Origin of the sequence: Weissella tructae (genome assembly GCF_000732905.1) — a bacterium.
GTDB lineage: Bacteria > Bacillota > Bacilli > Lactobacillales > Lactobacillaceae > Weissella > Weissella tructae.
Genome location: NZ_CP007588.1, coordinates 1109503 through 1126018 on the forward strand (window position 1 = coordinate 1109503; position 16516 = coordinate 1126018).

The 16516-nt window shown below is 41.5% G+C and carries 17 protein-coding genes and 1 tRNA gene; 3 read left to right on the top strand and 15 right to left on the bottom strand.

Annotation, left to right across the window (positions count from 1 at the left end):
- Position 1 precedes the first annotated feature (1 nt).
- The 4 genes from WS08_RS05415 to WS08_RS05430 all read right to left on the bottom strand — a co-directional run bounded on the left by WS08_RS05415 (position 2) and on the right by WS08_RS05430 (position 5115).
- Positions 2-556 (bottom strand): NlpC/P60 family protein, encoded by a 555-nt coding sequence (locus tag WS08_RS05415; protein WP_009496196.1) that lies wholly within the window; start codon positions 554-556, stop codon positions 2-4.
- Between the two features lie 77 nt (positions 557-633).
- Positions 634-1404, bottom strand: coding sequence for a COG3942 and LysM peptidoglycan-binding domain-containing protein (locus tag WS08_RS07005; protein ID WP_051747850.1), 771 nt, complete (start codon positions 1402-1404; stop codon positions 634-636).
- 320 nt (positions 1405-1724) lie between these two features.
- Positions 1725-3878: an ATP-dependent Clp protease ATP-binding subunit gene (locus tag WS08_RS05425; RefSeq protein WP_009496198.1), complete on the bottom strand. Its 2154-nt coding sequence runs from the start codon at positions 3876-3878 to the stop codon at positions 1725-1727.
- A 244-nt stretch (positions 3879-4122) separates the two neighbouring features.
- On the bottom strand, positions 4123-5115 hold the full coding sequence (locus WS08_RS05430) for an alcohol dehydrogenase catalytic domain-containing protein (RefSeq protein ID WP_009496199.1): 993 nt from the start codon (positions 5113-5115) through the stop codon (positions 4123-4125).
- Between the two features lie 228 nt (positions 5116-5343).
- Here WS08_RS05430 and alsS point away from each other — a divergent pair, with 228 nt between their 5' ends.
- Together alsS and budA are read left to right on the top strand one after the other, a co-directional pair.
- Positions 5344-7029 carry an acetolactate synthase AlsS gene (gene alsS / locus WS08_RS05435; RefSeq protein WP_009496200.1) on the top strand — a complete coding sequence of 562 codons (1686 nt, stop codon included), beginning with the start codon at positions 5344-5346 and terminating at the stop codon, positions 7027-7029.
- Positions 7030-7076: 47 nt separating this feature from the next.
- Complete coding sequence (gene budA, locus WS08_RS05440; RefSeq protein ID WP_009496201.1) at positions 7077-7787, top strand: acetolactate decarboxylase; 711 nt, start codon at positions 7077-7079, stop codon at positions 7785-7787.
- Between the two features lie 146 nt (positions 7788-7933).
- On the opposite strand, the gene WS08_RS05445 is transcribed toward budA, so the two are convergent.
- The 5 genes from WS08_RS05445 to WS08_RS05465 all read right to left on the bottom strand — a co-directional run bounded on the left by WS08_RS05445 (position 7934) and on the right by WS08_RS05465 (position 10294).
- Positions 7934-8413, bottom strand: a complete 480-nt coding sequence (locus WS08_RS05445; RefSeq protein ID WP_009496202.1) for a nucleoside 2-deoxyribosyltransferase — start codon at positions 8411-8413, stop codon at positions 7934-7936.
- Between the two features lie 40 nt (positions 8414-8453).
- Positions 8454-8993 (bottom strand): GNAT family N-acetyltransferase, encoded by a 540-nt coding sequence (locus tag WS08_RS05450; RefSeq protein WP_158500890.1) that lies wholly within the window; start codon positions 8991-8993, stop codon positions 8454-8456.
- Positions 8994-9156: 163 nt separating this feature from the next.
- A tRNA-Gln gene (locus tag WS08_RS05455) sits at positions 9157-9228 on the bottom strand.
- 60 nt (positions 9229-9288) lie between these two features.
- Positions 9289-9750, bottom strand: a complete 462-nt coding sequence (locus WS08_RS05460) for a MarR family winged helix-turn-helix transcriptional regulator (protein WP_009496204.1) — start codon at positions 9748-9750, stop codon at positions 9289-9291.
- A 103-nt stretch (positions 9751-9853) separates the two neighbouring features.
- Complete coding sequence (locus WS08_RS05465; protein WP_241761918.1) at positions 9854-10294, bottom strand: universal stress protein; 441 nt, start codon at positions 10292-10294, stop codon at positions 9854-9856.
- Between the two features lie 207 nt (positions 10295-10501).
- Between WS08_RS05465 and rpmF the strand changes: the two genes are divergently transcribed.
- The gene (gene rpmF, locus WS08_RS05470) at positions 10502-10672 is read left to right on the top strand and encodes a 50S ribosomal protein L32 (protein WP_009496206.1); all 171 of its coding nucleotides are present in this window, start codon (positions 10502-10504) and stop codon (positions 10670-10672) included.
- Between the two features lie 321 nt (positions 10673-10993).
- Here rpmF and WS08_RS05475 read toward each other — a convergent pair whose 3' ends face one another.
- The 6 genes from WS08_RS05475 to WS08_RS05500 all read right to left on the bottom strand — a co-directional run bounded on the left by WS08_RS05475 (position 10994) and on the right by WS08_RS05500 (position 16515).
- A complete protein-coding gene (locus WS08_RS05475; protein ID WP_009496207.1) occupies positions 10994-12136 on the bottom strand; it encodes a PTS sugar transporter subunit IIC in 1143 nt (380 codons plus the stop codon).
- Between the two features lie 37 nt (positions 12137-12173).
- Positions 12174-13169, bottom strand: coding sequence for a D-2-hydroxyacid dehydrogenase (locus WS08_RS05480; protein WP_009496208.1), 996 nt, complete (start codon positions 13167-13169; stop codon positions 12174-12176).
- 196 nt (positions 13170-13365) lie between these two features.
- Complete coding sequence (locus WS08_RS05485) at positions 13366-13971, bottom strand: ATP-dependent Clp protease proteolytic subunit (RefSeq protein WP_009496210.1); 606 nt, start codon at positions 13969-13971, stop codon at positions 13366-13368.
- 40 nt (positions 13972-14011) lie between these two features.
- Positions 14012-14446, bottom strand: coding sequence for a hypothetical protein (locus WS08_RS05490; protein ID WP_009496211.1), 435 nt, complete (start codon positions 14444-14446; stop codon positions 14012-14014).
- Positions 14447-14530: 84 nt separating this feature from the next.
- Positions 14531-15502 carry a DNA-binding protein WhiA gene (whiA, locus tag WS08_RS05495; RefSeq protein WP_009496212.1) on the bottom strand — a complete coding sequence of 324 codons (972 nt, stop codon included), beginning with the start codon at positions 15500-15502 and terminating at the stop codon, positions 14531-14533.
- Positions 15503-15516: 14 nt separating this feature from the next.
- Positions 15517-16515: a gluconeogenesis factor YvcK family protein gene (locus WS08_RS05500; protein ID WP_009496213.1), complete on the bottom strand. Its 999-nt coding sequence runs from the start codon at positions 16513-16515 to the stop codon at positions 15517-15519.
- Between the last annotated feature and the right edge of the window lies 1 nt (position 16516).

A 16516-nucleotide genomic window follows, 5' to 3' on the forward strand; every position in this document is an offset into this window, starting at 1 on the left:
ATTATTTACCTCGTGGCATAATTGTTCCGACAAAATCAGGTTGCCAAGTATCCGCTAGTTCCTTGACAGTTACTTCACCTGCCAATAAATCAACTGTTAGATAGCGTGATCCCCCTACGTAAACTCCTGCATTAATCACCAAATCGCCAGACTTCCAATACAAAACGTCCTTAGGCATGATATCTTGAATTTCAATCAACGTTACTTCTTTTAATTGACCTTCTAAATCCGTTGGAAAACCACGTCCCATTGATTGATTGTAGATATATTGAATCAATCCAGCGACGTCAAAACCTGTTTCTGGACGATTTCCTTGCATTTTGTACGGACGTCCAACGACTTCCGACATCACTTCTAATAAATCACGGTTACTGCGTGCAATAATCAAGTGCATTAGCTCTTGTTCAATATACGCTGCATTCCCACCTGGTTGAATCTGTGTAGACAAAATTTGTAAATTACGATCCCCTTGCGGTTCAGTAAACATAATTCGACTATCAACATTCCCAAAATCATCCATATGAATTGCAACACCTGGTTCAATACTAAATGGCATACCTTACTCCTTAAAAATTCTAAAAAAAGAAGGGTCCGTACAAGACGGAACCCTTCATTTTATTTATAAACTTAAGATTAACGGATGAAGACAACACCTGCAGTTTGTGCTGAATCACGGTTACCTGCATAGTTACCTTCGATTAGACCAAATGATGTTCCATCAGGGCTAACACTAGTTACAACCGCAACGTGTCCCAAGCCACCAGCACCTTGTTGTCCTGGTGCGAATACAGCAACTGCACCTACTGTAGGTGTTGAGCTAACTGTACGACCTGCTGCAGCGGCTGAAGCTGCCCAGTCAGCAGCATTTCCCCAGTTGTTACCAACCCATGGAGCTGCGGCCTTTGCAAAATAAGTACATTGCCCTTGTGGGTAAGTATTAACAGCTGAGTAATTTTGCGGTGCATCGTACTTCTTTGCAAAATCAGTGTTTTGTGACTTGTTAGTCTTTGCAGATGTTGACACTTCAGTTTGAACTGGAGCTTCAACTTGTGCTGGGGCAGCAGCTGGAGCTTCAACAGCAGCTTGTTCAGCTTGCTTTACTTCAACTTCTTCCTTAACTTCAGCAACAACTTCCTTTTGTTCTGCAGTCAACTTCAAGTCCTTAACAGCCTTACCAGTAACAACCAACTTGTCTCCGGCCCAGATCTTGTTAGCATCCTTGATGTTGTTTGAAGAAACCAAGTCTTCAACTGTTGCATCGTAATCGATAGCAAGTTGTGACAAAGTGTCACCTGACATGATTGTGATCTTAGTTGTGTCAGCTGATCCCAAAGCAGTTGACCCAGCCATCAAAACGGCGGCTCCAGCGGTGGCTAACAACATGTTCTTAACAGTAGTATTCATAAGATTAATTTCTCCAATAGATTTTTGCTTTTTTTTATTTGTTTTAATTTCTAACTTAAATTACAAGACTTAGTATATGCAATGCGTTTTTCAAGAAGATACCATAAGCATGTACGTTTATTTACGCTTATGTTACAGGAATGTCTCAAAAATCAAAGACGATTTCTTTAAGAAAGCCTGAAAACGGCTACACAACAAGGTTTACAGCTATTATTCATATGATTTGCATTATTTTTTCTTCCTATTAGAATGTTTCGCTGTAACTTTATATTTCACAAGAACAATAAAAAAACTGCCAGTTACCTGACAGTTCTTCTATATTATTCAGCTAAATCATGCGCTTCTTTTGCAATATCTGCTAATTCTGCATCTTTCTCAGCTTCCTTCTTATCATGTTTCATTAACTTCTCATCAGCTTTTTCCTTGTTAGGATCTGTTTCTGCAACAATCACAATTTCGTCATCACGTACTTCAGCACGTAAATCCTTAACATTTGGATTGTCTAGATAGAAGTCGGCAATTTGATCTTCTAATTGATCTTGGATAACACGACGTAGTGGACGTGCTCCCATTGCAGGATCATAACCTAGGTCAACTAGCTTACGCTTTGTTTGGTCTGTGATATCAATGTGCAATCCCTTCAACGCAATCGCATGGTTCATATCATTCAACATCAAGTCCACGATGTGTAGTAGGTTATCTTTACTCAATGGACTGAATTCAACAATTGCATCAAAACGGTTTAAGAATTCTGGCTTAAAGTATGGTGCCAAACGTGTCATCAAATCTGGTTGATCTTCATCTTCTGGATCAAAACCAGCTTGTCCTGCATTTGATGTCATGATGATAATCGTGTCCTTAAAGGAAACAACATGCCCTTGGGCGTCTGTTAAACGACCGTCGTCCAAAATTTGTAGGAACATATTCATAACATCTGGATGTGCCTTTTCAACCTCATCCAATAGGACAAGTGAGTAAGGATGACGACGAACTGCTTCCGTCAATTGTCCAGCCTCTTCATAACCAACGTATCCTGCTGGCGCACCAATCAACTTAGAAACGGAATGCTTCTCCATGTACTCAGACATGTCAAAACGAATCATATTTTCATCAGTTCCAAATAATTCCTTGGCTAGTTGCTTTGCTGTTTCAGTCTTTCCAACCCCAGTTGGTCCAGCAAACAAGAAACTTCCAATTGGACGACCAGACTTATTAAATCCGACACGGTTACGACGGATAGCACGTGCTACACGTTCAGTCGCTTCATCTTGCCCAATAACATGTGCGGCTAAGTCCTTATCCAAATTCTTAAGTTGTGTTTGTTCTGATTCTGCTAATTCACCAACTGGAATACCAGTCTTTTGTTCCACAACCTTTTCAATATCACGCTTTGTGACAGTTGTTGCAGCTTCATTTTGTGGCTTTTGGCTCTTAATTGATTCTAATTGAAGTGTTAATTGGTTAACCTGGTCCTTCCAATAAGTAGCCTTTTCAAAGTCTTCCTCATTGGCGGCTTCCATCTTCTTATTATCTGCTTCTTGAATCTTCTTTTCGATTTCCTTTGGGTCACCAATCTTCACAGATAGGTTCTTTACAGATCCGGCTTCGTCCATCAAGTCAATCGCCTTGTCTGGCAAGTAACGATCTGTAATGTAACGATTTGATAGATCAACAGCAGCTTCCAAGGCACCATCAGAATAAGTTACCTTATGGTATTCCGCATAACGAGGTGCCAAGCCCTTCAAAATCAAATTGGCTTCTTCGGTTGTTGGTTCATCCACCATAACTGGTTGGAAACGACGTGCAATCGCACCGTCCTTTTCAATTTGACGGTATTCGTTCAATGTTGTGGCTCCCAATAGTTGGAAATCACCACGTGCTAATGCTGGCTTCAAAATATTACCAGCATCCATTGAACCTTCACCTGTGCCACCAGCACCCATAATTTCATGGATTTCATCAATGAATAGAATAACATCCTTTCGTTGTGAAACTTCGTCCATTAACTTTTGCATACGCTCTTCAAATTCTCCACGTACACCAGTTCCTTGAACAAGTGACACAACGTCCAAACGAATCACTTCTTTATCTTGTAATTTAGCTGGTACTTTCGCATTCACAATCGCTTGTGCCAAACCTTCAACCACAGCCGTCTTACCGACCCCAGGTTCACCGATTAATACGGGATTGTTCTTGCTACGACGATTCAAAATTTCAATCGTTCGTTGAATTTCATCATCACGACCAATCACGGGATCAAAATTACCTCGACGAGCCTCCTCAGTCATGTTGATTCCATATTGATCTAATAGTCCTTGTTCTTGTTGCGGAACCTGTTGTTGGCTTCGCATTTGTTGTTGTCGCATTTGTGGTTGAGGTTGTTGACGAGACATTCGTTGTTGACGTGCAATGTCATCATTCATCATCCGAAAAATATCGTCAAAATCTGAAAATCCAAAATTGTCTTGTGCCATAATAACACCCTCCATATTCATTTTTAGTATTGTACTTGTTTGTTTAAAGTAAATCTTACTGGAATTTATTTTATATCCAATTCCATATATCTATATTAGCACTCTAATTGTTAGAGTGCAAGTTTTTAAGAAATATTTTTAATCGTACTGTAACATAAACGTTACACAAGAAATCCAAAAACGTTAAACCTTTTTTGACCAAACAACTTTAACCGTCCAAATAACTCATAAAGTTCGCTTAAAACTAATCGACCCGACGAATTACAGCCTTGCCATACGTCTCACTATTGTCCATATAAATAAAAACCTCTTCAATACTATTAATATCAGAAATAGCAAACACGTCTCCAACATATGGCGTAATAATATCAGCACCACTTAATTCAGCAGCTAGCGCCAATGCAGCACCTTGTGTCTCCATTAATAGTTCATTCGATGCTTTGACAAACATAAATTCCCAATCTAATGAAACAGACTTATTTTTTACTAAGCCAATATCCACAGGCCCATCAGGCGCAACAATCATCCCAATATGACCAAAAGGTGCGATTAATTCCGCAACCTTGGCAAAATGTCGATTTGGTTCATGTAATAGTGCGATATACGGAATATCTGTCCAACCATTTTCTTTTAGTTCTTGTAAGTAGTCTTCATAATGATTCACAACATAATCCGCACCATTCGCACGAACCATATTCTGACTTTCCACTGTAGATGCAGTTGCAATGACTTGCATCCCCATCCATTTTGCGAGTTGTGTCATGACACGACCAACTGCACCAGCGCCATTAACAATAAATAGTGTCTGCCCAGTAGCCGCACCTTCACGTGCGACTAATCCGAATTTATCAACCAACAATTCATAGGCTGTTAAAAAGGTTAACGGAATCGTCGCTGCTTCAACGTCTGTTAGATTTTGTGGCGCTAGCGCCATAATCTCTTCACGAACAAGTTGATAATTTGCTAAACTTCCCGGTCGTGCAATGTCTCCACTATAAAAAACACGATCCCCAGGTTGAAAGGCTTGTACTGATGCGCCTACTTGCGCAACAATCCCGACTGCATCAAATCCCAAAACCTTAGGTTTCTCAATAACGGTACGTTGCTTCCCATCAATTGGATTCAAGCCAGTTGCCTTAACTTGCACTAAGACATCATGCTCACCCAAAAGTGGTATAGGTGTCACCACCCTTTTAAATCCACCTTCAGGTTGTGCTTCAATCATTTCCATATCCATTCAACCACCTCCTTATTTATAGTAACTACTTACATCTACTATTCTAACAAACTATCGCCTGTCACAATTTATAATTCTTCAAATACGCACTTTCGTCTTTTTAAATATGTTAAATAAACTCATTTATTTATTATTTTTTAAAAATAATACTTCATTTTGTGGCGTTTAGGTGTACAATGTGTTTATTCGCTATATTAGTTAGTTAAAGAAACAAAGGAGTATTTACACATGTCTGATTCACAACAATACGGTGCTGACCTAATCGTCGACAGTCTTAACAACCACGGTGTTGATTTGGTTTTTGGAATTCCAGGAGCCAAGATTGACCGCCTATTCGAACGATTGGAACACCCAGAAGAAGGAACTGTTTCACCTGAACTAGTCGTTGTTCGTCATGAACAAAACGCGGCTTTCATGGCCCAAGGTTTTGCACGTATTACACGTAAGCCGGGTGCAATGATTGCGACTTCTGGACCAGGAGTTGGTAACCTTGTGACTGGTTTGATGACAGCTACCGCTGAAGGAGATCCTGTTTTGGCCATCGGTGGACAAGTACCTCGTAAGGACTTGTACCGCTTGACACACCAAAGCACTGACTCAGTTGCGATTTTCAAGCCTGTGACAAACTACTCTGTTGAAGTTCAAGACCCTGAAAACATTTCAGAAATCTTGGCTAACGCCTTTGTTGCTGCAACTGGACCAAAGCCCGGAGCGGCTTTCGTATCAATTCCACAAGACGTTGATGATGCTGTGATTACAGCTAAGCCATTACAAGTATTTAACGCACCTAAGATGGGTGCTGCCCACACCAACGATATCGCTTGGTTAGCAGAACAAGTAAAGGCTGCTAAGTTGCCAGTTATCCTTGTTGGACAACGTGGTTCAGATGATGACACAGTTGCTTCATTGCGTAGCTTGCTAGAACAAACAAACCTACCCGTTGTAGAAACATTCCAAGGGGCTGGAGTTATCTCACGTGAACTAGAACCTTCAACATTCTTTGGTCGTATTGGTTTGTTCCACAACCAACCAGGTGACCAATTGTTGGCTGAATCTGACTTGGTTATTACAGTTGGTTACGATGCCATCGAATACGAACCACGTAACTGGAATGCTAACAACGATCTAAAGATCGTGACAATCGATACTGCCTTTGCACAAATCGATAACCACTACGTACCTGAACGTCAACTTGTTGGAACAATCGCTGATACATTAGATTCATTGAAGTCAGTTATTGCTGGTTACGTCTTGGGTGATGAAGCTAAGGCAACTTTGGCTAAGACAAAGCAACAATTGCACGATTCTGATAACGAAACATACACACCTGCTGAAGCACATCTAAACCACCCATTGAGCATCGTTAAGGCGCTACAAGAACGTGTTACAGATGATATGACTGTGGCTTCTGACATTGGATCACACTACATCTGGATGGCACGTCACTTCAAGTCATTCGTCCCACGTCACTTCTTGATTTCAAATGGTATGCAAACACTTGGTGTTGGATTACCATGGGCGATGGTTGCGGCGATGGTTCGTCCAAATGCTAAGGCAATTTCTGTTTCTGGTGACGGTGGATTCTTCTTCTCAGGTCAAGAATTGGCCACTGCTGTTGAAATGAAGTTGAACACAGTTAGTTTGGTTTGGAATGACAATCACCGTTACGACATGGTTAAGTTCCAAGAAGAAAAGAAGTATGACGGAAAGTCAGCCGGAATCCAATTGGCCCCAATCGACATCGTTAAGTTTGCCGAATCAATGGGTGCTAAGGGATTACGTGTTGAAACACCTGATCAACTAGACGCTGTCTTGGATGAAGCATTCGCAACAGAAGGACCCGTTGTTATCGACATCCCCGTTGACTACTCACACAACCACGAATTAGCACAACTTGTTGCACAAGAAGGCTAACCCATTCACTTAGCCGCCTTCGGGTGGCTTTTTTTGGAGGTAAATACATGACAACTCTATATCAACACAGTACGCTTGGTGCTTTGATGGCCCGTCAATTCGCGGGTACAACCACAGCCGATGAATTACTAACACATGGAGATACTGGTATCGGAACGTTAGATGGCGTCGACGGCGAAGTCATCATCCTAGATGGTCAAATGTATCAAGCTGAGTCTAACGGTACTGTCAATCACATCACAGCCCTTAACGACACTAGTTTGCCATTTGCGACGGTTCATTTCGCCGGTGAAAGCGAAGCAATTACATTGCCTCACACTGACTTTGCAGGCTTAGCATCGTTAGCTGATAGCCACCATTTCCACAACAACTTCGCTGCATTACGTCTACATGGTGACTTTAGTCACGTACTTGTGCGTATTGCACCTAAGTCAGAAGCACCTTACCCCAGCTTAGCAACAGTTGCTGAAAACCAACCGACATTCACTGCTGAGAATATCACTGGTACTATTATTGGATATTACTCACCAGAGTTATATCAAGGTGCCGTTGCGGCTGGCTGGCATTTGCATTTCCTAAGCGACGACCATACATTTGGTGGACATCTCTTAGCGTTAACAGGGGATAACTTAACTGGAACATTAGAAGAGTTTGCTGATTTCCAATTACATTTACCCATTGATAACGCCAGCTTTAAAAACCATACATTAGACCTGGATGGTTTAAATGAAGGTATCGCCGCGGCAGAAGGCCACTAATCACGTGATTCTGTCACAACAAAAAGGATCAAGACTCTACACTAAGAGCCTTGATCCTTTTTTGTATATCGGCATACCATCAGGCACCCCTATAAATGAACGCATTAAAAAAGCAAGCCATCCCCAGACAGCTTGCTTTCTTATTTTTATAACATACCACCTAGCCACTTGTTAGTAGGCAAAGCATTGAAGTCAAGTGTTGCCAATTCTTCCAAACCAAAGTGTTCAGAAGTTAGGCCCTTATCTTCATTCAAGTTAACATATAGACCAGCACCACGAGCTGGCATCAAGTTCAATGATGTTCCGTCATAGACAATAACCGCTGGCTTTTGTGCCGCAGTCATGTAACCCAATTCCCAGACAGTCCCTGAATCCAAATCACTTTCGTTCAAAGATGCCACAATCACATCTGCATTATTCATGGCTTGTACGTCACTACTGAACGTTAGGTCTGCCCAACGTTCTGTTCCGTACGTTTCGCTTCCTTGGTGCGCTTGGGGTTCGAATCCATACGCAACTGTTGGATTAGCTTTAATCGCTTCTGCCACACGGTTTAATTGTTCTGATTGCACATCTGAAAACCAACCACCTGCAACATAAACACGTACTGTTCCTTGACTCATCATACATACCATCCTCAAATTATTTTAGGTCTCTATCATACACCTATTCTTGAGGCTTTGGGATAAAGTTTACCGTGAAGGTTCCCTGTGTAAAGACGTCCATTGTGGTCTGATACTCATCCGCTGTAATGCTTTCACCAGTTGTCAGCACTTCATAATCAATACCTTCTTCTTCAAAAAACAAATTCGCTGATTGAAAATTATTTTTTAAATAAAAATCGCGTCGACGTGCACGTTGCGTCGCATTTTCTGCTTGGTCATCCAACACCTCTAAATCCAAAAACACTTTACGCGTTGGGAACGTCTCTGATAACCATTGCAAGACTTGGCTCCCAAGCCCCTGACTACGTAATTGTGGATTAACAGCTAAGTAAAGCACATACACCTTATCATGATCAAAAATCAAATAAATCAGCCCCACAAAGGCATCCCCATCATAAAAGGCATGCATTTGAATGTCACGTCGTTTGGCCATCATCAACAGAAAACCAAATGGTTCACCATATGGAAAAGCCGCTTGATATAAACGCTTCAATTGCGGTAAATCTTTCTGCGTTGCCACAACCCTTTGACTTCTCATCATATCCTCTTTCTTATATATCCTCATCCAGCTAACATATGCATTGCTGACCCTTATCAGTCTTTTATTATAACGTATCCATAACCAGATTAAGTACGCTACAACGCCCTACAAAAACGTTCAACTGTAACAAAAAAGACACCACATAAATGTGATGTCTCCATGACTGGGTATACTGGATTCGAACCAGTGAATAACGGCACCAGAAGCCGTCGCCTTACCGCTTGGCCAATACCCAAAAATCAACTTAATCATCATACTATAAAGCACATATGATACGCAAGTGATTCACGCGGAACTAGTAGTCCCCATCAAGTTGACGTGCACGACCACGCGTCTTTGAAACAACCTTCTCATCAAAATGACGAATAAAGTCCAAAATGGCTTGTGCCTTTTCTTCACCAAATACTTCTACCCAACCATCGAAACGGTTTGTCACACGTTCTGTCACAATTTGTTCGATTTCGATCCCTAAGTCGGTTAGATGTAATAGCATACGTCGACGATCATTTTTATCTGCCTCTTGGTAGACATACCCCTTCTTCAAGAGCATTTTAATCTGACGTGACACAGCGGCTCGTGTCACATGACGATCTTCCACGATATCCGTTAGTGTAATACCATCTTTTTCTGAAATACCATGCATAATTAGGTATTGTTCAAAAGACAAACCATACTCATCGGCTGGTTCTGAAATAACCTCATCTAAATATTTCAGTGTAGATAGATAAGCATCAATATACTCACTTAGTAATTCCATGATTTCCCCCTAAACATGATTCATCAATGCCTTTAATGTTACACGATTACATATCTATTGTCAGCCTAAAACTATAAAGCATCCCCGAAACACCTGATACAGTTTAGCGAACAATCATCACAGAAATTGGTGCATTGTTGGCCACATAGCTTGATTGTGACCCAAAGTATGGCGCGCGGCCAATATTAGAATGTGACCCAATAATGACAAAATCAACGTCATATTGTGGAATAATATTTTTTACGATCACTGGTCCTGGCTCTCCCTCAGCTAGAATCATTTGAACATCTTTTACGCCCGCTTCTTCTGCAATCTCTTTATAACGTGCCAATGCACGTTCCACATCCGCATACGCTGCATGGGTCTTCTCTTTAGACATCGCATCAAAGACACTCATATCATCCCGTTCAAACACAGAGACAATAGATAGCTTTGCTTCATCTTCTAACGCTTGATGAATTGCGTTCACTAATGCCATTTGTCCCAACTTAGAATCGTTCACCGCTACCAAAACATGCTTAAATTGCTTCCCTGTCTTCATCATTCTTTCCTCCACTCCATATGTGTTTACACTGGCATTATGACCCCAATTACACCAATTGTAAACCCTTTCATTTTATTTTAACGATTTACTTGCTCCAAAACTTGACAAAAATAGACTTATCAAGTAAATTAGAAGAGTTGAAAAAATAATCGATTATTAAACACTGCCTTTCTTATAACACGGCGGTGTGATAAGGAGGATAGATCTATGGCAGTTCCTGCACGTAAGACTTCAAAGATGAAGAAGCGTATGCGTCGTGGAGGTCAAGGTGGACTTAAGACACCTGTACTTCACAAGAACGAAAACGGTGTTTACGTACGTAACCACCACGTGGCCGCTGACGGTTCATACAAGGGTAAGCAAGTTGTTTCTAAGTAAATAACTTAAAAAAGCATTAGTCATCTGACTAGTGCTTTTTTTGTGCCTTAAAACAGATTCTCGCCCATCAAATACAGAGATAGACCATTTATATTCCCACCCACATATAAAGCCTCATATGCCCTTATACACGCCTTATATCCCATACAAAGACCAAACAATACTTTCTCCGTGCATATCAATCAATATAAGCCCATTATATTTCGCTTATACAATCAAATCTACATGTATTGCCCACCACCACACCTTCCTTATCGCTGTATCCTTAGACAGTAAAAAAGCAGGACACTCAACATGAGTGTCCTGCTTTTATTGTTTATATTACATGTCTTGCTTGAAGTCTTCTGGTGAGTATAGGTGGAATACCTTTGTGCATAGGTAGTCAACCAAGAATCCAGCAGCAACTGGAATTACAAACCAAACCATCAAACCAGGTAGAACACCGATAACGTTGTTGATGAACAATGAGTCAGATCCTTGTGCCAACATTGATTGAATAGGTGAAACCATTCCAATCCAACCGAATCCGGCTGATGTTGGTGTTCCTTGTACATTTAGCAATGCAACTGGAATAGCGGCCAAAGCGGCTGTTCCTAGGAAGGCAGTAATCATGATTGGCTTCTTGAAGACAGCTGGCATCATTCCCTTCATCGCTCCAAGGAAGATCGCAATTGTTGTTCCCTTCTTGTTAACCTTAGCTGAGTTCAACAACAAGATAACTGTTGTTGCGACAACCCCAACTCCGGCAGCACCGGCACCAAGTCCAGCCAATGAAATTGCCAACGCAATTCCAACTGTTGAAACAGGTGTGATGATAATGAAGGCAAACGCCATTGCAATCAAGATTGCCATTGGCAATGGTTGTAGGTCAGTGAACAAACGAACAACATCTCCAATTGCAGTTGTGATTGCTCCCACGTAAGGGGCAATCAAACGACCAAGGAAGGCAACCCCTCCACCAATTAGCAATGGGCTGAAGATAATGGCTACGGCACCAAATCCACCCAAGTACTTAGAAACCAACCAGATAACCAACACACCGATTGCGGCAACGATCATCGCGTTAATCACGTCACCCGCTCCAGATGCTAGGTAAACTGTGCTTGGCGCCTTTGTTGCAACACCGGTAATTGGGTTAACAAAACCAGCATCAACAGTGGCCCACTTAATTGAACCAGATGCTGCTCCTGTTGCAATCGCCATAACTCCCACGTCAAGCGAACGCATGTTGAATTGCAAAGCAACCGCAACCCCAATCAAAACAGGAATGAATGATCCAAACAATACCAAGATAGCGTTCAAATCCATTGCCCATGTTTGTGCCATGAATGGCATCAAAACATACTTCAATACGGCGGCTGGTAGCACACCAATCAAAATTCCTTGTGCAGATCCTGAAAGAACCTTAAAGAAGAAATCTTTCACATTAAACTCATACGTACCATCAAAAACTTTACTCGTCATGCCTCTATAACCCCTAGTTTTCGTTAATTATTGATTCTTAGTATTCAACTGCAATCGCTGGTGTTTCACCATTGATGAAGTCAAGTGATGCGTCCATTGATTGTGTCACCATTTCTTGAACAGCCTTAGTTGTGTAGAAAGCTGTGTGTGGTGTAACCAACACGTTTTCACGTGCAATCAAATCTGCAATCTTAGCATCTGGGAATTCAGTGTCTGACCAGTCAGCATTGAATAGTCCAACTTCATGTTCGTAAACGTCCATTGCGAAGTCAGAAATCTTTCCTGAGTCCAAACCAGCAATAACATCGTCCAAGTCCATCAAGTTTCCACGTGATGCGTTAACCAAGACTACGCCATCCTTCATCTTAGCGATTGATTCAGCGTTGATCATGTGGTGGTTTTCAGGAACACCTGGTACATACAATGAGATAGCATCTGATTGTGCGTACAATTCGTCTAGTGAGTCAACGTACAATCCTTGTTCTGCAATTTCAGCATTTGGGAACTTGTCGTAAGCAACAACCTTTGCTCCAAATCCTTGCAAAATCTTGATTGCAACACGTCCGATGTTACCAGTTCCGATAACCCCAACAGTTTGCATACGCATTTCACGACCGATAGCTGGTGCCCAACGCAAGTCATGCTTAGCAACCTTGTTATCCAATTGCTTAGCGCGACGTAGCAAACGTGACAATTGAATCATTGAGTGTTCTGCAATCGCGTTTGGTGAGTAAACTGGCACGTTTGAAATGCTGAAGTCGAATTCACGAGCAGCATCGAAGTCGATGTTGTCAGTTCCAACGTTACGCAATGACATCTTGTTGATTCCCAATTCGTGCAATGCAGCCAAAGTTTCGCGTGTGTAATCCAATTGTTGGTACACGTTAACAGCGTCTGCTCCCTCAGCATACTTAGCTGTTTCAGGTGTCAACAATTCACTTGTGAAAGCAACTTCAACACCAGGGTGTGCAGCTTCCCATGCCTTCAAATCTGCTTCTTCATCAGCGCGAATTCCAAATGCAAAAATCTTCATAATATATTCCTCCGAATTGAGTTTTAATAACTTTTCTTAACATGTATTATTGTAAATCATTGCTTGTGAAATTGTCAACAAACAAATACGTATTTTGTGAAGTTTTTATCAGACTTTTCGAAATGTGGCTCTTTTTGCTTGATATGACCCGATTTTGGTAAGAAAAAAAGCCGACCTAAAAAGTCGACTTTGTTCATTATTTATTTTCAGTTTCACGATCCGCTGCATTAACCATAATTTTATCGGCTAATCCATACGCAACAGATTCTTCTGCATCTAGCCAGTAATCACGTTCAGTATCTTGTTCCAAACGTTCATATGGTTGACCAGTGTTATCTGCCAAGATTTGGTTCAACTTCTTACGTGTCTTCATGATTTCTTCAGCCGCAATCGCGATATCAGATTGTTGCCCTTGCGCACCACCAGAAGGTTGGTGAATCATGAATTGTGAGTTAGGTAAGATGAATCGCTTACCCTTGGCACCAGAAGACGCCAAAACAGACCCCATTGAGGCAGCCATTCCAATAACAATTGTTTGGACGTCAGACTTAATAAATTGCATTGTGTCGTAGATGGCCATCCCCGCAATCACTTCTCCACCTGGAGAGTTGATGTACATGTAGATGTCCTTGTCTGGATCTTGCGCATCCAAGAATAGCAATTGCGCAATGATTGATGTAGACATTTGTGAATCAATTGGTCCTGTGACCATCACAATACGGTCAATCAATAGACGTGAAAAAATATCGTATGAACGTTCACCACGTGATGATTGTTCAATAACATAAGGAATTGGTAACATGTTGAAACTCCCTTCAAACTCTTTAATTTAGTTCATTATATCATACTCCAAAAGCAGTACTGATAAGACCTTTAACTTTATCTGCCACAACCTCATTCCAAGCCACAAGCGCATATGAAGTTGCCCACATATCAGTGTCATCTAATTGCGCTGCATCGTCAAAGCCCAAGGTACAATAACGAGACTCATACTTTTCTGCCTCTTTGAAAAACATAACAATCTTACCAGCATCATTCATATAGGCTGGCATACCATACCATGTTTTACATTTCGTACCAGGAACCAGTTCTTCAACTAAGGCATGTATCTTAGCCGCAATCAACGCGGATTCCGCTGGCATTGCAGCAATGGCTTCCAATACATCTGCTTCTGGATTCTTTTTACTACGCTTATTCTCTTGTTCTTTTCGTAATTCAAGCGCACGTTCTTTCATCGCTTGCTTTTCAAATTCAGAAAAACCACTCTGATTCGTCATAGTCACTATTCTCCTATCATTATTGTAGAAACGTCATCACCTATGTCATTGCAAAGTTATCTCTTCAAGAGAAGATAGCGATATTTAACGCGGTTGATTTGGTTGGATACCCTTAGGCATTTGCCCAGTCGTTCGCATATCTTCTGCCATTTTGGTTAACTTACGCAAACGGTGATTCACACCAGACTTAGAAATCGCACCACTCGGAACATAATCTCCTAATTCTGATAAAGGTGCTTCACGATGCTTCAAACGGACAAACGCAATTTCGCGTAGCTTTTCAGGTAAACGATGCAAGCCAACTTCAGCGTCCAGATATTCAATATCATCGATTTGCTTTTGACTCGCGTTCACGGTTTTATCCATATTGGCATTTTCGGCATTAACTAAACGATTAACGGAATTACGCATATCACGCACAATGCGGACATCTTCTAATTTCAGCATTGCGCTCGTTGACCCAATGACCATCAACATATCGGCAATTTTTTCGGCTTCTTTTAGATACACAATATAACCCGAACGACGATCAACGACTTTCGCATTCAAATCATAACGATTCATCAATCGTTCCAATTGTTGCGCTTGTTCTTCATATAGTGAGTAAATCTCTAAATGATATCGACTTGTTTCAGGATTATTAACTGATCCAGCCGCTAAAAACGCCCCACGCAAATATGAACGTGCCATCCCATCATCGGCTAACCATTCATCAGGTGGTGTTGGTACCATGGCACCATCTTCAAGGATGTGTAGATCATCTAGCAAGCCATTGACCCCTTGCATGATGCGTACCACGTATAGGTTATTCTTTTGTAACTTCATTTGACGGCGGACACTAATTTCCGATGGCAAATCATAAAATTTTTGTAATAGCTTTAGGACACGACGCGCAGTTGCTGCATTTTCAGTTTGTACATTCAGTGTAAACTGCATGTTTTGCAAACCTAGTGATCCATTCATTCGTAACAACGCCGCCAATTCGGCACGCGCATTGTCCGGATTGCTAATATCCAACATGGTTAATTCTTTTTTCACATCACTTGCAAATGACATGGACTACCTCATTTCTAATCGTTCATCGCCTTTGCAATTTCCATGATTAAGCACGCAACTTTATCTTCATTATGAAAAGCACCATTCTCACGTAATTCCAATAAATCTGCAATCACCGGATTAGCCCCCTCAGCGCGAACAGCATCTGGATCAAAATCAACTTGTGTTGAGATTTCACTCCAACGATGCCAGTCCACGTAATCTTCAGGTACTTTCGTTGCGTTCATAATACATGTATCTACGATACGTTGACCTACGTGTTCATTGATTACACGCACGTGATCCGCTTCTGTATAATGATCCGTTTCACCTTTTTGCGTCATAATATTCGCTACATAAGTGATTTTGGCATTAGTTGCCTTCAATGCTTCACGCACATTCGGGACCATCACATTGGGCAAGACACTCGTATACAGACTCCCTGGTCCCAATACAATTTCATCCGCACCCAAAATCGCATCAATCACTTCTTGTGGTGCATGCGCTTCTGTATTGGCAGAATCCGCTTGCGGTGTGACCCAAATATTATCAATCACACCATGCGCTGCCGTAATTTCTGCTTCACCAGATAGAATTGCGCCATCACTAAACTTGGCGTGTAAGACTAATGGTTCATTTGCTACTGGATACACATGTCCTTGGACATTCATAAATTCGGCTAATTGTTGGACACCCAAGAAAATGTCTTGTTCCTTTTCTGCCATGGCCGCAATAATCAAATTACCCAACGCATGACCCGCCAACATTTCATCTTCTTTTTTAAAGCGATATTGGAAGACATCAATAATATTTTCCGGTACATCAGCTAAGACAGCCATTACGTTACGAATATCACCAGGCGGAATGGTATTCAAATAATCCCGTAGGGTTCCTGAAGAACCACCATCATCGGCCACCGTAATAATCGCAGTTAAATCTGCATCTAATTTCTTGAGTCCCTTCAGAACAATCGGTTGTCCTGAACCCCCACCAATAACAACAATGCGAGGGCGCGTTGTGTGTGTACTGTCCATA

Excerpts from the sequence above, each read along its gene's own strand:
- WS08_RS05415 (WP_009496196.1), bottom strand. The coding sequence starts at position 556 with ATGCCATTTAGTATTGAACCAGGTGTTGCAATTCATATGGATGATTTT.
- WS08_RS07005 (WP_051747850.1), bottom strand. The coding sequence starts at position 1,404 with ATGAATACTACTGTTAAGAACATGTTGTTAGCCACCGCTGGAGCCGCC.
- WS08_RS05425 (WP_009496198.1), bottom strand. The coding sequence starts at position 3,878 with ATGGCACAAGACAATTTTGGATTTTCAGATTTTGACGATATTTTTCGG.
- WS08_RS05430 (WP_009496199.1), bottom strand. The coding sequence starts at position 5,115 with ATGGATATGGAAATGATTGAAGCACAACCTGAAGGTGGATTTAAAAGG.
- alsS (WP_009496200.1), top strand. The coding sequence starts at position 5,344 with ATGTCTGATTCACAACAATACGGTGCTGACCTAATCGTCGACAGTCTT.
- budA (WP_009496201.1), top strand. The coding sequence starts at position 7,077 with ATGACAACTCTATATCAACACAGTACGCTTGGTGCTTTGATGGCCCGT.
- WS08_RS05445 (WP_009496202.1), bottom strand. The coding sequence starts at position 8,413 with ATGATGAGTCAAGGAACAGTACGTGTTTATGTTGCAGGTGGTTGGTTT.
- WS08_RS05450 (WP_158500890.1), bottom strand. The coding sequence starts at position 8,993 with ATGATGAGAAGTCAAAGGGTTGTGGCAACGCAGAAAGATTTACCGCAA.
- WS08_RS05460 (WP_009496204.1), bottom strand. The coding sequence starts at position 9,750 with ATGGAATTACTAAGTGAGTATATTGATGCTTATCTATCTACACTGAAA.
- WS08_RS05465 (WP_241761918.1), bottom strand. The coding sequence starts at position 10,294 with ATGATGAAGACAGGGAAGCAATTTAAGCATGTTTTGGTAGCGGTGAAC.
- rpmF (WP_009496206.1), top strand. The coding sequence starts at position 10,502 with ATGGCAGTTCCTGCACGTAAGACTTCAAAGATGAAGAAGCGTATGCGT.
- WS08_RS05475 (WP_009496207.1), bottom strand. The coding sequence starts at position 12,136 with ATGACGAGTAAAGTTTTTGATGGTACGTATGAGTTTAATGTGAAAGAT.
- WS08_RS05480 (WP_009496208.1), bottom strand. The coding sequence starts at position 13,169 with ATGAAGATTTTTGCATTTGGAATTCGCGCTGATGAAGAAGCAGATTTG.
- WS08_RS05485 (WP_009496210.1), bottom strand. The coding sequence starts at position 13,971 with ATGTTACCAATTCCTTATGTTATTGAACAATCATCACGTGGTGAACGT.
- WS08_RS05490 (WP_009496211.1), bottom strand. The coding sequence starts at position 14,446 with ATGACGAATCAGAGTGGTTTTTCTGAATTTGAAAAGCAAGCGATGAAA.
- whiA (WP_009496212.1), bottom strand. The coding sequence starts at position 15,502 with ATGTCATTTGCAAGTGATGTGAAAAAAGAATTAACCATGTTGGATATT.
- WS08_RS05500 (WP_009496213.1), bottom strand. The coding sequence starts at position 16,515 with ATGGACAGTACACACACAACGCGCCCTCGCATTGTTGTTATTGGTGGG.